General features: G+C 76.1%; 7 protein-coding genes. All 7 read right to left on the bottom strand.

Translation table 11 applies throughout. The features are described from left to right. The coding region (locus tag ACFWOG_RS22690) for an amino acid adenylation domain-containing protein (RefSeq protein WP_380360618.1) at window positions 1-4,768 on the bottom strand (4,768 nt) is incomplete at its 3' end. 56 nt (window positions 4,769-4,824) lie between these two features. Continuing rightward, window positions 4,825-5,823, bottom strand: a complete 999-nt coding sequence (locus ACFWOG_RS22685; RefSeq protein WP_380360616.1) for a TauD/TfdA family dioxygenase — start codon at window positions 5,821-5,823, stop codon at window positions 4,825-4,827. A gap of 8 nt (window positions 5,824-5,831) precedes the next feature. Beyond that, window positions 5,832-6,044: an MbtH family protein gene (locus ACFWOG_RS22680; RefSeq protein ID WP_329880702.1), complete on the bottom strand. Its 213-nt coding sequence runs from the start codon at window positions 6,042-6,044 to the stop codon at window positions 5,832-5,834. A 237-nt stretch (window positions 6,045-6,281) separates the two neighbouring features. Beyond that, on the bottom strand, window positions 6,282-7,466 hold the full coding sequence (locus tag ACFWOG_RS22675; RefSeq protein ID WP_380360614.1) for a cytochrome P450: 1,185 nt from the start codon (window positions 7,464-7,466) through the stop codon (window positions 6,282-6,284). Next, window positions 7,460-8,260: a thioesterase II family protein gene (locus ACFWOG_RS22670; protein ID WP_380360613.1), complete on the bottom strand. Its 801-nt coding sequence runs from the start codon at window positions 8,258-8,260 to the stop codon at window positions 7,460-7,462. The genes ACFWOG_RS22675 and ACFWOG_RS22670 overlap by 7 nt, the downstream gene beginning before the upstream one ends. After that, window positions 8,257-10,125: a non-ribosomal peptide synthetase gene (locus ACFWOG_RS22665; RefSeq protein WP_380360611.1), complete on the bottom strand. Its 1,869-nt coding sequence runs from the start codon at window positions 10,123-10,125 to the stop codon at window positions 8,257-8,259. Before ACFWOG_RS22665 ends, ACFWOG_RS22670 begins: the two co-directional genes overlap by 4 nt. A 122-nt stretch (window positions 10,126-10,247) precedes the next feature. Further along, window positions 10,248-14,837, bottom strand: coding sequence for an amino acid adenylation domain-containing protein (locus tag ACFWOG_RS22660; RefSeq protein WP_380360609.1), 4,590 nt, complete (start codon window positions 14,835-14,837; stop codon window positions 10,248-10,250). Window positions 14,838-14,870: the final 33 nt, after the last annotated feature.

Genomic DNA, 14,870 nt, shown 5'->3' with positions numbered 1-14,870 from the left:
CCCGCAGGCCGTGCGCGAGGCGGTTGGCGCGGGCGTTCAGCTCGGCGTAGGTCAGCCGGGTGTCCCGGAAGACCAGGGCGGTGAGCTCCGGCGTGCGGGCCGCCCGGTCCTCGAAGACGGCCGGGACGAGGGCGTCGGGCGCGAGGCCGTCGGGGACGAGGGCGTCCGCCCCCGGGCGGGCGGTGCCGTGCCAGTCGGCCAGGGCCGCCCGGCCGGCCTCGCCGAGCACGTCCAGCTCGGCGACCGGGAGGTCCGGGCGCTCGGCGACCTGGGCGAGGATCGCGGTGAGGGCGGCGGCGAGCCGCTCGGCGGTGCTCCGGTCGAAGAGGTCGGTGGCGAACTCCAGGCCGCCTTCCAGCCCCGCCGGGGCGCCGTCCGGGTGGTGGCGTTCGGAGAGGTTGAGGGTGAGGTCGAAGGCGGTGGTCGGCAGGCCGAGCGGCTCGTAGGCGGTGCGGGTGCCCGGGAACTCCGGACCTCCGCCGCCGGTGGTGTTGTCGAAGGCGATCATCACCTGGAAGAGCGGGTGGCGGGCCAGCGTGCGGGCCGGGTTCAGCTCCTCGACCAGGCGCTCGAACGGCACGTCCTGGTGCGCGTAGGCGGCGAGGTCGGCCTCCCGGACGCGGGCCAGCAGCTCGGCGAAGGTGGGGCGGCCAGCGAGGTCGGTGCGCAGCACCAGGGTGTTGGCGAAGAAGCCGACCAGGTCGTCGAGGGCCTCGTCGAGGCGGCCGGCCAGCGGGGTGCCGATCGGCAGGTCGTCGCCGGCGCCGAAGCGGTGCAGCAGGGTGGCGTACGCGGCCTGGAGCACCATGAACAGGGTCGCCCCGTGCGCGGTGGCCAGGGCGGCCAGCCGGGCGTGGAGGGTCGCGTCCAGCTCCAGCGGGACGACGTCGCCGCGGTGGGTGGCGACGGGCGGGCGGGGGCGGTCCGCGGGGAGCGGCAGCTCGTCCGGCAGGCCGGCCAGGGCCTCGCGCCAGTGGGCGAGCTGACGGCCGAGCGGGCTGTGCGGGTCGGTGTCGGAGCCGAGCAGCCGGTACTGCCAGAGGGTGTAGTCGGCGTACTGGACCGGCAGCGGTTCCTGGACCGGCCGTTCGCCGCCGAGCCGGGCCGTGTAGGCCTCGGTGAGGTCGTGGAAGAGCGGCCGCAGCGACCAGCCGTCGCCGGCGATGTGGTGCAGGACCAGCAGCAGGACGTGCTCGTCCGCGCCTTCGGGCCGTAGGTAGGCGTGCAGCGGGACGTCGGCGGCCAGGTCGAAGGTGTGGCCGGTGAGTTCGTCGACCGGGCGGTCGGTGACGGTGAGCAGCGGGCCGGGCGGGGCGGGCAGCACCCGCTGGTGGGGGACGCCGTCGTGCTCGCCGAAGACGGTGCGCAGGGCCTCGTGCCGGTCGACGACGTCGCCGAGGGCGCGTTCGAGGGCGGCCGGGTCGAGCGGGCCGGTCAGCCGCAGGGCGAGGGTCACGTTGTAGGTGGCGGCGGGGCCCTCGGCCCGGCCGAGGAACCAGAGGCGGCGCTGGGCGAAGGACACCGGCAGCCGTTCGGGGCGCTCCTCCCGGCCCAGCACGATCCGGGCGGGGCCGGCGGCGGACCCTGCGGGCCCGGCACGGCCGACGGAGGCGGTGGCGGCGGCGGGCCCGGTCGGGCCGCTCGGCCCGGCGGCGAGGCGGGCGGCGAGGGCGGCCACGGTCGGCGCCCGGAAGAGGTCGCCGATGGCGAGTTCCGCGCCGAGTTCGGTGCGGGCCCGGCCGACCAGGCGGGTGGCGAGCAGGGAGTGGCCGCCGAGTTCGAAGAAGTCGTCGTCGACGGTGATGCCGTCGATGCCGAGGATCTCGCCGAAGAGTGCGCAGAGGGCGCGCTCGCGGTCGTCGCGCGGGGCGCGGCCCGCGGTGTCGGCGGCGAGGTCGGGGGCGGGCAGGGCGCGCCGGTCGACCTTGCCGTTGGCGTTGAGCGGCAGGGCGGGGAGCACGACGACGGCGGACGGGACCATGTACGCGGGGAGCGTCCCGGCGGCGAACTGCCTGAGCTCGGCGGCGAGTCCGGACGCGCCGTCCGGGGCGGCGGCGCAGTAGCCGACCAGCCGGGTGTCACCGGGGCGGTCCTCGCGGGCGATCACGACGACCTGCCGGACGGCGGGGTGGCGGGAGAGCACCGCCTCGATCTCGCCGAGCTCGATCCGGAAGCCGCGAATCTTGACCTGGCCGTCGATCCGGCCGAGGAACTCGACCGCGCCGTCGGCCCGGCGACGCACCAGGTCACCGGTGCGGTACATCCGCTCCCCCGGCGTGAAGGGGTCGGCGACGAACCGCTCGGCGGTCAGCGCGGGCCGGCGCCAGTAGCCGCGGGCCAGGCCGGCCCCGGCGACGTACAGCTCGCCGGGGACACCGGCCGGGACGGGCTGCAGCCGCGCGTCCAGGACGTGGGCGCGCATGTTGTCGAGCGGGCCGCCGATCGGTGCGCGGGGGCCCGCCAGGTCGGCGGGGGCGAGGTGGTGGAACGTGGCGAACGTGGTGGCCTCGGTGGGGCCGTAGACGTGGGCGAGCAGCAGGTCGGGGCAGCGGTCGAGGACGCGGCGCAGCAGGGTGCCGGAGGCCGCCTCGCCGCCGGTGCAGACGGTGCGCAGGGCGGTGAAGGTCTCGGGGGCCTGCTCGGCGACCAGGTCGAAGAGCGCCTTGGTCAGGAAGACGGCGGTCACGTCGTGCCGGGTGGCGACGGCGTGCAGGGCGGCGGCGTCCAGGGTGCCGGGCGGGGCGACCACCACCGTGCCCCCGTTCAGCAGGGGCGTCCACAGTTCGTAGGTGGCGGCGTCGAAGGCGTGCGGGGAGTGCAGCAGGATCCGCTCGTGCCGGCCGTCCTGCCAGCGGCGGTCGGCGGCGAGGTCGACGACGTCGCGGTGGCGGACGGCGACGCCCTTGGGGGTGCCGGTGGAGCCGGAGGTGAACATCACGTAGGCGAGCCGGTCGGGGTGGACGGGCAGGCCCGGTTCGTGGTCGGGGGCGTCGCGCCCGTCGCCGGGCCGGACCACGGCGGCGGTGTGCGGGAAGCCCGGGTCCGCGCGGTCGGTGAGCAGGACGGGGGCGCCGGTGTCGGCGAGCAGGGCGGCCATCCGCTCGGGCGGCAGGCCGGCGTGCATCGGGACGTAGCAGCCGCCGGCCTTGAGCACGGCGAGGGTGGCGACGACCAGGTCGACCGAGCGCTCCATCAGCAGGGCGACCGGGGACTCGGGGCCGACGCCGCGGGCGATCAGGTGGTGGGCGAGCCGGTTGGCGCGGGCGTCGAGCTCGGCGTAGCCGACGGTGCCGCCGTCGTGGGCGAGCGCGACCGCGTCGGGGGTGCGGGCGGCCTGCGCCGCGAACAGGGCGGGCAGGGAGCCGGTCCGGACCGGGGCGGCGGTGGCGTTCCAGGTGTCGACCAGGAGGGTGCGCTCCTCGGGGCCGAGGACGTCGAGGGCGCCGATCGGGGCCGCGGGGTCGGCCGCCGCGGCGGCGAGCAGCCGGCCAAGCCGCTCGAACAGGGCGGCGACGGTGGCCCGGTCGTAGAGGTCGGCCGCGTACTCGACCGAGCCGGTGAGGCCCGCGGGGGCGCCGTCCGGGCCGTGCCGTTCGGTGATGCCGATGTTGAGGTCGAACTTCGCCACCCGCAGGCCGAGCGGCTCGGGCTCCGACTCCAGCCCGGGCAGGCCGAGTTCGCCCTCCTCGTGGTTCTGCAGGACCAGCAGGGTCTGGAAGAGCGGGTGGCGGCCGAGCACGCGGGTCGGGTTGACCTCCTCGACCAGCCGCTCGAACGGAACGTCCTGGTGGGAGAACGCGTCGAGCTGGGACTCCCGGACCCGGCCGAGGAGTTCGGCGAAGGTCGGGTCCCCGGAGGTGTCGGTGCGCAGGACGAGCGTGTTGACGAAGAAGCCGACCAGGTCGTTCAGCGCCTCGTCGGAGCGGCCGGCCACGCCGGTGCCGAGCGGGATATCGGTGCCGGCGCCGAGGCGGGTGAACAGGGCGGCCAGACCGGCCTGGAGGACGGAGAACAGGGTGGACCGGTGGCGGCGCGCCAGATCGGCCAGCGCGGCGTGCAGGTCGGCGCCGTAGACGAACGGGACGGCGTCGGCGGCGCCGGTCGGGACGGGGGGCCGGGGGCGGTCGGCCGGGAGCTCCAGTTCCTCCGGGAGACCGGACAGGACTCCTCTCCAGTAGTCGAGTTGACGGGCCATCAGGCTCTCGGGGTCCGACTCCTCGCCGAGCAGCTCGCGCTGCCAGAGGGTGTAGTCGGCGTACTGGACCGGCAGCGGCTCCCAGGCGGGGGCGGAGCCGGCCAGCCGGGCCCGGTAGGCGGTGGCGAGGTCGCGCAGCAGGGGGCCGAGCGACCAGCCGTCACCGGCGATGTGGTGGAGCACGACGAGCAGCACGTGCTCGGTGGGCGAGAGCGAGAAGACCGTGACCCTGAGGGGGAGTTCGGCCGCCAGGTCGAAGGTGCGGGCGGCGGCCCGGTCCAGCACGGCGGGGTAGTCCCCACCGTCCGGTCCCGGTGCGCAGTCCACCGTCTCGAAGGCGATCGACGCCTCCGCGGACGGCAGGATCCGCTGCACCGGGACTCCCCCGACCACCGGGAACACCGTGCGCAGGGCCTCGTGCCGGGCGACCACGTCCGCCGTCGCGGCGCGCAGCGCGGCGGTGTCCGGCGCACCGCGCAGCCGGACCGCGAACGGCAGGTTGTAGAGCGCGGTCGGCCCTTCGATCTGGTCGACCAGCCAGAGCCGCTGCTGTGCGTACGAAACCGGGATCACGGTGCTTCCTCTACTCACGTCTGCTCACGTCACGGCGTGGGAAATGGGTGGCGGCCTCAGGCCGGGACGGCGGTGGTGGGCAGCACGCCGGGTCGGCAGTCCAGGACGTCGACCGGCCGGCCCATCGCGACGACGATCTTCCGGTCGCCGCGGAACGGGTCGCGGCCGTGCGCACAGAGCACGTTGTCCACCAGCATCACGTCGCCGACCTGCCAGGTCTCGCGGACGGTCGCCGCCTCGTACGCGGCGTTGAGCGCGTCCACGTCCTCCCGCGGGAGCGGTTCGCCGTCGCCGAAACCGGTGTTGAACGGCAGGCCGTCCGCGCCGAACTCGTCGACCATGGCCTCCCGGATGTCCGGGTCGAGCGACCACTCGTTCCAGAAGGCCAGGTGGTTGAACCAGACCTCCTCACCGGTGTGCGGGTGGTGGACGGTGGCCGGGCGCAACTGGCTGGTGCGCAGGTTGCCGTCCGGCAGCCACTCCCAGGAGATGCCGTTCTCGCGGCAGTACTGCTCGACGTCGGCGCGGTCCTCGGTGCCGAAGGCGGTCCGCCAGCCGAGCGAGACGTAGTCGGAGTAGGTGCGGGTGAGCGTCCAGCCGGAGGAGCGACCGCGCTCCGCCAGGTGCGCGGGCAGCCCGGCGAGGACCTTGCGGACGTCGGCCGTCGGGGTGGCGCCGCCCTCCTCCGGGGCCGTCAGGCAGGCGAAGAGCAGCCGGCCGGGGAAGGTCAGGGTGTAGCTGTTCTCGTTGTGCATCCGGATCGACTGCGCGGGCGGCAGGTCCGTCGACGAGAAGACGCCGTCGCCGAAGTCGCTGCGCGGGGTGGCCTTCTCCCGGTACGGGGTCGGCTCGGGGATCAGCACGTCGCGGACGGCGGCGACGTCCGCGGCGGTGGCCACCGGCAGCCCGCGCAGGAAGATCGTGCCGTGCTCGTGCAGGGCGGCGGTCAGCTCGGCCTCGTGGTCCCGCAGCCAGGCGCAGGCCCCGGCGAGGTCGGCGGCGGCCGGGACGCGGGTGAGGGCCGGACGGCCGGGGTACAGCTCCCAGGTCGGCATGGCGGCGCTCACCGGGTGCCGAGGGCGGCCACCAGGCCGGCCGGGCGGATGTCGGTCCAGTTGGCCTCGATCCAGTCCAGGCAGTCCTGGCGGGTGGCCTCGCCGTGGACGGTGGTCCAGCCGGCCGGCACGTCGATCCAGACCGGCCAGAGCGAGTGCTGGTTCTCGTCGTTGACCAGCACCAGGTAGCCGGCGTTGTCGTCCTCGAACGGGTTGCTCACGGTGGTCTCCTCGAAGGGGGTGTGGCCTGGGGTGTGGTTCGAAGGTATCGGCGCCGTACGGGCCCGGGCGGCACAAGGCCCGGCAGGTGAGCGGCAGTTAGCCACCTGCCGGGCGGGGGCCCGGGACCGGGGTCCGGTCGGTGCGGGAGGAGGGTCGTGGGCGGCGTCGTGGCGGGGTCGTCGGCCGGGTTCGGGAGCAGCAGCGGGGTCGTGCGGGGGGGCCGGGGCGGGGGCCGGTCAGCGCGGGGTGAGGCGGACCGGGAGGTGGTCCAGCCCGAAGTTGATGATCGACCGGTTGTACTGGACCGGCCCCGCCGGCTCGATCGCCGCGGCCTTCTCCAGCGCCGCCGAGAACAGCGCGCCCAGCTCGGCCTTGGCCAGCGGCGCACCGATGCAGTAGTGGGCCCCCAGGCCCAGCGCGAGGTGCTTGTTGGGCGAACGGTCCAGCCGGACCTCCTCGGGCCGGTCGAAGGCCTCCGGGTCCCGGTTGGCGGACCAGACCCAGACCGCCACCCGGTCGCCGCGCCGGATCTGCCGCCCGGCCAGCTCGACGTCCCGGGTCGCGGTGCGCAGCGTGTGCAGGCCGACCGAGGTCCACCGCAGCAGCTCGTCCACGGCCGAGTCCATCGACACCTCGCCCTGCTGCAACCGCCGCCACAGGTCGGGCCGCTGGACCAGGGTGTGCAGGCCCATCGCCGCGGTGTGCCGGACCGTCTGGACGCCGCCGACCACGATGTTGTCCAGGTTGAGCACCACGTCCTCGATCGGCATCAGCCGCCCGCCGACCTTGTAGGTGGCCATCATGGAGATCAGGTCGTCCCGCGGGTCGGTGCGGCGCAGCATCACCTGGTGCATCAGGTACGGGATCAACTGCTGGTGCCCGGCGCGGCGTTCCTCCGGCGTGCTGCCGAGGAAGGCCACGTCGCAGACCCGGACCATCATGTCGCGGTCCTGCTCGGGGACGTCCAGCAGATCGCACATGACGGCGAGCGGCAGCGCCGAGACCACGTCGACGAGGTCGGCCTCGCCCTGCTCCACGGCCCGGTCGAAGAGCTCCCCGGCCCGCTCGGCGATCGACCGGGAAGCCCCGCGCACCCCGCCCTTGGAGAAGAACGGGTTCGCCGGAGCCCGCAGTTCACGGTGCCGGGGCGGGTCGGTGAGGGCCATCATCCGGCCGGAGCCGACCGGCACCTTGCCCTCGCCCGAGCCCAGCAGCGAGCCGGACTCCGAACTGAACACGGCCGCGTTGCGCAGCACGTCCGCCGACTCGCGGTAGGTCATCACCGACCAGACCGGACCGTCGTCCATGGTGTCGGTGCGGTGGACGGGCGCCTCGCGGCGCAGCTCGTCGACCAGGGCCGGGGTGTCGGGGCGGGCCCAGAGGGCCGGGTCGGTGAGGTCGACGGCGGTGGTGGTCACCATTGCTGCTCCCTGGTGTCGTGCGCGGGGACGGAGGTCTGGCGGCCCGCCAGGAGGGTGGTCAGGAGGCCGACCGGACCGGGGCGGTCGACGGTGGCCAGGAGGTGCCCGCCGGGGACGACGTGGTGGCCGAAGTCGCCGCGGGTGTGCGCGGCCCAGCCGGTGAGGTCGGTGGCGCCGAGCATCGGGTCGTCGGCGCCGGCCACCGCGTACAGCGCGGAGCCGATCGGCGCGTGCGGGCGGTACCGGTAGGTGGCGCTGACCGCGAGGTCGGTGCGGATGCCGGCGAGGGCCAGGTCGACGAGTTCGGGCTCGGCCCGGACGACCTCCTCCAGGCCGGTGAGCCGCAGCAGCTCGGACGCGTCGAGGTCCCGGGACTCCCGCTCGGTCCACGCGGCGGGGCTGGGCGCGGCGGCGGCCACCACCAGCTCGGGGCGGCGGTCGGCGGGCAGCGCGCGGGCGACCTCGTAGGCGAGCAGGGCGCCGAAGCTCTGCCCGTAGAAGCCGAACCGGCCACCGTCCAGGTGCGGGGCGATCGCCCCGGTCACGGCCGCCACCAGGGCGTCGAAGTCGGGCGGCATCGGGTGCCGGCTGCGCCCGCCGCGGGCCGGCGGGCGCAGCGCCCAGACCTCCGCGGCCGGGGCGAGCGCCCGGGCCAGCGGGGTGTAGGCGGTGGCGTCGCCGCCGGCGTGCGGGAAGCAGAACAGCCGGAACGGGCGGTGGGGCTGGGGCGCGGGGACGAGGAGCCAGTCGCCCTCGATCCGCGGGCGGGCGGTCGGCCGGACGGCGGTGCTCATCGGACGGCCTCCCGGCGGGCGGTGAGCGCGGGGCGCGGGGCGGCCGGGCCCGCCTCGGTGGCGCGGCGGACGGCGGCGGTGAACCCGGCGAGGTCGTCGGCGTCCAGCAGGTGCCGGAGCTGGAGCTCGACGTCGAGCTTGCGGCGCAGCAGGTGGACGACGCGCAGGGCGGCGAGCGAGTGGCCGCCGAGCGAGAGGAAGTCGTCGGTGGGCTCGACGGAGGGGACGCCGAGCACGGTGCGCCAGACCTCGGCGACCAGCTCGTCCACTCCCCCGGGCCCGTCGGCCGCGGCGCTCCCGGCGGTGTCCGCCGACGGCGCGGGCAGGGCGCGGTGGTCGACCTTGCCGTTGGGGGTGAGCGGCAGCGCGGCCAGCACGGTCACGGTGGCCGGCACCAGGTGGGCAGGCACGGTGCGGCGCAGTTCGGCGAGCAGCTCGGCGGGGCGGGCCCCGCCCGTGACGTAGCCGGCCAGCCGGACGTCCCCGGGGGCGGCCTCGTACACGGTGGCCGCGGCCACCGTGACCCCGTCCAGGGCGGCCAGGGCGTGCTCGACCTCGCCCAGCTCGACCCGGAAGCCACGCAGCTTGACCTGCCGGTCGACCCGGCCGACGTACTCCAGCAGCCCTTCGGCGCTGCGCCGGGCCTGGTCGCCGGTCCGGTACATCCGGGCGCCCGGCTCCGTCGTGAACGGGTCGGCGACGAACCGGCCCGCCGTCAGGCCGGGGTGGCCCGGGTAGCCGTGTGCCACGCCCGGCCCGGCCAGGTACAGCTCGCCGACGGCGCCGGCGCCGGTGACCGGGGCGAGCCGGTCGTCCAGCAGGTAGGTGCGGACGCCGGGCAGCGGCTCTCCCAGGTGCGGGCCGGGGCCGGTGATCCAGGTGGTGACCGCCTCGACGGTGCACTCGGTGGGCCCGTACAGGTTGAGCGCCTCGATGCCGCCGTCGGCCAGCTCGCGCCAGGTGCGCCCGGGCACCGGCTCGCCGCCCATGAACAGGCGCGGCACCCGGGCGCCTGCCAGCGGCTCGCGGAGCAGCTGCCAGTGCGAGGGGGTCAGGTCGAGGTCGGTGACGCCGTACTCGGCGAGGAGCGCGGCGAGCCGGAGCGGGTCGGCGCGCCGGGCGTCGTCGATCACCACCAGGGTGTCGCCGCGGCAGAGCCGGGTCCACTGGGGGACGGAGGCGTCGAAGGAGACGCTGGCGTTCCAGCCGACCACGGCCGGCTCGGGGCGGTGGGCGCCGCGCTGCGCCAGGGCGTCGGCGAGGTGGGCGACGCCGCCGTGGGTCACCTCGACCCCCTTGGGGCGGCCGGTGGAGCCGGAGGTGTAGATGACGTAGGCGGAGTCGGCCGGGTGCGGGGTGAAGTCGGCGAACGGCGCGTCGCCCTCCGGTCCGTCGGCGGACGGCGCTTCGGTGTCGGGGCGGAGCACCGGGACGCCGGCCGGGACCGGCGGAGCGGTGTCGGTACTGACCACGGCGGCGAGGCGGGCGTCGGCGGCCATGAAGGAGATCCGCTCGGCCGGGTAGGCCGGGTCCAGTGGGACGTACGCGGCGCCGGCCCGCCAGGTGGCGAGCAGCGCGACCGGCAGGTCGGCGGTCCGGGCGAGGTGGATGCCGACCCGGTCGCCGCGCCGGACGCCGTGTGCCCGGAGGGCGCGGGCCAGGGCGGCGGTGCGGCGGTCCAGGGCGGCGAAGTCGAGGCTGCCGTCGACGCCGTGCACGGCGGGCCGGCCGGGGTGGGCGGCGACCGCGGCGCGCAGCCGGGTCAGCAGGTCGACGGCGGCGGGGGCGGCGGGGGCGGCAGCGGGAGCGGAGGCAGCGACGGGGGCGGGCTCGGTGGGGGCGGCCGGCTCGGCGAAGGTGGTCATGCGGGGGCACTCCTCGGTCAGGTCGGGCAGATCACGTCGGGTGGGGCGCGCAGGCGGGCGCGCGGGAGCGGCGGCAGCGCGCGGCGAAGGCGGGTACGCGGGGCGGGTGCGCGGGGCGGGCGTCAGACGGGCGGGGCCAGCCGGGCCAGGGCCGCGGCGTAGGCGTCGATGAACTCCTCCGCGGTGGCGTCGTCGACCAGCGCGCGCTGGTGGTCCACGGCGAGCAGGACGCGGTCCGAGACCGGGTCCTGGATCAGCGAGGCGCCGAACGCGAAGCTGTTGGGCTCGTGCCGCAGGGTGGGTTCCGAGCCGATCCGGCCGTCCTCGATCCGGGCCGGGCCGAGCCGTCCCAGGGCGTGGAACCGCAGGTAGCCGAACTGGCTGTCGAGCGCGGTGTCGGCCATCATGCGGGCCAGCCGGGCGAACGGCACCCGGCGGTGCGGCATCATGTCCAGCTCCTCCCGGTGCACGTGGCGGACCAGCTCGGCCAGGTCCTCCCCCGGTTCGGCGACCAGCGGCACCGTGTTGAGGAAGAGCCCGTACACCTCGGTGCCGCCGAGCCGCTCCAGGCGGCCGTTCATCGCCAGCCCGGTGGTGACCCGTTCCCGGCCGGTGATCCGGGCGAGGGCGTGCAGGTGGGCGGCGAGGGCGACCGACTTGACCGGGACGCCGAGCGCGTCGGCGGCCCGCCTCAGCTGGCCGGGAGCGTCCGGGAGGACCCGTTCGACGGTGCGCGGCAGCTCGTGGACGTCCTCGCTGCCGGGCCAGAGCTGGCCGGTGGCGCCGTCGAGCCGCTCGTGCCAGTACGCCAGGGACTCCCGGTCACCGGCCGCCGCGCGTTCGACGGCGACGAAGTCGCGGAAGGCGGTGCGGGGCGGCGGGGTGGGCGCGGAGACCGGGTCGGCGGCCAGCGCGGCGTGCCGTTCGAGGAGTTCGGCGAGCAGGGAGGTGAAGCTCCAGCCGTCGAGGATCGCGTGGTGTTCGGAGATCGTGAGCTGGAAGGCGTCGTCCGCCAGCCGCTGCACCGTGATCCGGAAGAGCGGCGGGGTCGCGAGGTCGAACGGCCGCTCGCGGTGGTCGTCGAAGACGGACCGGACCGCCGCGTCCTGCTCCTCCCCGGTCGCACCGCGCAGGTCCGTGAAGGAGACGGGGGCGGGCAGGATCCCGTGCACGAGCTGGAGCGGTTCGCCGTAGCCGGAGATGTCGAGCCCGGTCCTGAGCACGGCGTGCCGGGCCATCGCCTCGTTGACGGAGCGGCGGAAGGCGGTCTCGTCGAGGTCGCCGCCGATCCGGTAGGAGTTGACGTTGTGGTAGCTGTCGGTGCCGCCGGCGACCTCCATGTGGAAGACCATCGAGAGCTGCATGGAGACCATCGGGTAGGCGTCGACCACGTCGGACGGCAGGTCGGCCCGGTCCTCCTCGGTGACGAGCGCGAACGGCCGGTCCGCGCCGGGGTCGGCCGCCGCCGGGCGGGCCAGCGGCAGCAGGGCGGCGACGGTGGGGGCGTTGAAGACGTCGCGCAGGCCGACCTGCCAGCCCCGGTCGTGCAGGGCGCCGGCCAGCTGGACGGCCCGGATCGAGTCGCCGCCGAGGTGGAAGAAGTCGTCGTGCACGCCGATCCCGGGGACACCGAGCACCTCCGTCCAGACGCCGGCGAACAGCTCCTCCTCCGGGGTGCGCGGTTCGACGTGCCGCCCGGCCGAGACGGGCGAGGGGCGGCCCGGGGCGGGCAGCGCGGCCCGGTCGACCTTGCCGTTGACGGTGAGCGGCAGCGCGTCCAGCAGGGTGACGCTCGCCGGGATCATGTACGCGGGCAGCGACCGGCCGAGGAACCCGCGCAGGTCGCCCGGTTCGCGCCCGGTGACGTACGCGGCGAGGCGGTCGTCGTGCACGGTGACCACACAGGCGTCGACGTCGGGGTGGGCGGCGACGGCGTTCTCGATCTCGCCGAGCTCGATCCGGAAGCCGCGCAGCTTGACCTGGAAGTCCGCCCGGCCGACGTACTCCAGTCCGCCGTCCGCCAGGCGCCTCGCCACGTCGCCGGTCCGGTAGAGCCGGGCGCCGGGCGGACCGTACGGGTCGGCGACGAAGCGGCCCGCGGTGAGGCCGGGCCGGCCCCAGTAGCCGTGGGCGAGGCTGCCGCCGCCGATGTACAGCTCGCCGGGGACGCCGGCCGGGCACGGGCGCAGCCAGTCGTCCAGCACGAGCGCGGTGAGGTGCGGCATGGGCTCGCCGATCAGGCTCCGCCCGAAGCCCGCGCCGCCGTCGGCGACGTCGTGGGTGGTGACGTGGACGGTGGTCTCGGTGATGCCGTAGAGGTTGCAGAGCCGGGCGGGCGGCAGCGGGTCGAGGTCGTGCCAGCGCTGGACGACGCCGGGGTCGAGGGCCTCGCCGCCGAGCATGATCCAGCGCAGCGCGGGCAGGGCGCGGGGGTGGCGGCGCAGGGCCGGTTCGAGCTGGCGGAGCGCCGACGGGGTGAGGCAGAGGTGGGTGACCCGCTCCTCGTCGAGGAGTCCGGCGAACTCGTCGGGCGAGCGGCTGGTCAGGTAGGGGACGACGACCAGGCGGGCGCCGTGCAGGAGCGCGCCCCACAGCTCCCAGACCGTCCAGTCGAAGGCGTAGCTGTGGAAGAGGGTCCAGACGGAGTCCGGGCCGAAGCCGAAGTGCGGCCGGCCGGAGGCCAGGAGGCGGCTGACGTGCTCGTGGGCGACGGCCACGCCCTTGGGGCGGCCGGTGGAGCCGGAGGTGAAGATGAGGTAGGCGAGGTCGCCGGGGCGGCCGACCGCCGGGGGGCGGCTCGCCGGGTGGGCGGCGATCTCACCGGCGCCTGCGGTGAGGTCGAGGGTCTGCCAGGGGCCGGTGGGGGCGCGGTCGGGCCGGTCCGTGACGACCGCGGTGACGGCGGTGTCGCCGAAGACCAGGGCGGCCCGGTCGGCGGGGGCGGCGAGGTCGACCGGCACGTAGGCGGCGCCGGTCTTGAGGACGGCGAGGATCGCGACGGGGACGGCGGCGGTGCGCTCCAGCAGCAGGCCGACCCGGTCGCCGGGGCGCACCCCGCGGGCGATCAGGGTGTGGGCCAACCGGTTGGCGCGGCGGTCGAGTTCGGCGTACCCGAGGGTGCCGTCCGGGCCGCTGACGGCGGGCCGGTCGCCGTACGCGTCGGCGGCCTGTTCGAAGAGGTGGTGCAGGCAGTGGCCCCGGTCGAGTACGGCCGGGCGGTGCGACGGCCCGGCGGAGGTGAGCCGGCGCACGGTGGCGTCCGGGTCGGTGAGCGCGGCGTCCAGCAGCTCGGCGTAGTCGGCGGCGAGGCGGCGCACGGTCGCCGGGTCGAAGAGGTCACTGCTGTACTCGGCCTCGCCGCGCAGCTCGCCGCCGGCGCCCGGGCCGCCCGGCGCGGCCGGGTCCTGCACGGCCGGGTCCTGCTCCGCGCCGCCCCGGGATCCGGAGGTGTCCTCGAAGACGGACCAGGTGAGGTCGAACTTGCTGGTGCCGTTGGAGCGGACGGTGCGTTCGGCGGTGGCGGCGCCGAGGACGAGCGGTGTGCGGTCCTCGCCGTGGGCGCCGAACACCACCTGGACCAGCGGCGGGTGCTGCGGGCTGCGGTCGGTACCGAGCAGGTCGACCAGCCGGTCGAACGGCACGTCGAGGTAGCCGTAGGCGTCGAAGGCGCCGTCCTGGACGTCGGCCAGCAGGCCGCGGAACGTCGCACCGGGGGCGAGCCGGATCCGCAACGGCAGCAGGTTGACGAAGTACCCCAGCAGGTCGGCGAGTTCGGGCCGGTTGCGGGTGGTGACGGGGGTGCCGACGAGCAGGTCGTCGGCGCCGGTCCAGCGGCCGATCAGCAGGGCGAAGGCGGCCAGTTGGACGGTGAACGGCGTCACGCCCTCCTGCTCGGCGAGCGCCCGGACCCGGGCCGCGCTCCCCGCCGGCAGCTCGAACGGCTCGGTGCGCCCGCGCCGGCTCCGCTCGGCCGGCCGGGGCCGGTCGGCGGGGAGCTCCAGCAGGGTGGGGGCACCGTCGAGGCGGTCCTTCCAGTAGGCGAGGTGCTCCTCGTAGGGGGTGTCCTGCTCCTCCAGCGCGTAGTCGGCGTACTGGGTGGCGAGCTCGGGCAGCGCGGCTGCCCGCCGCTCACCCGACGCGCCGTACAGCTCGACGAGTTCACGCTCGAAGACGTCGGCGGACCAGCCGTCCCAGACGATGTGGTGGACGACGAACAGGAGCGTGGTGCGGTCGTCGGCGAGCCGGATCGCTTCGGCGCGCAGCAGCGGGCCGGCGGCCAGGTCGAAGGGCTCGGCGGCCCGGTCGGTGACCAACCGGGCGGCACGGTCGGCCCGTTCACCCTCGGGGAGCCCGCGCAGGTCGGTGACGGCGAGCGGGACGGCCAGGGTGCGGTGGACGTGCTGGCGGGGGCCGTCGGGGTGCAGCGCGAAGGTGGTGCGCAGCGCCTCGTGCCGGGCCGACACCCCGTCCAGCGCCCTCCGCAGCAGCGCGAGGTCGAGCGGGCCGGTGACGTCGTACGTCCAGGGGGTGGTGTAGGTGGCGGCCTGCGGGTTCCAGCGGTCGAGGAACCAGAGGCCGCGCTGCAGACCGGACGCGGGCGCGGTGCGGACCACGCCGTCGGGCAGGATCTCCGGGGCTGCACCGGCGGGGCGGGCGGCGGCGCCGGGAGGGGCGGCCGGCGCGGCGGCCGGCGGGGCGTCGGACGGGCTCACGGCCTCGTTCCCTTCGGTGGGGAGGGCGGTCGG

The organism is Kitasatospora sp. NPDC058406 (genome assembly GCF_042722765.1).
GTDB lineage: Bacteria > Actinomycetota > Actinomycetes > Streptomycetales > Streptomycetaceae > Kitasatospora.
The sequence above is the reverse complement of the archived record's forward strand: the minus strand, read 5'-3'. Positions and strand labels throughout refer to the sequence as shown.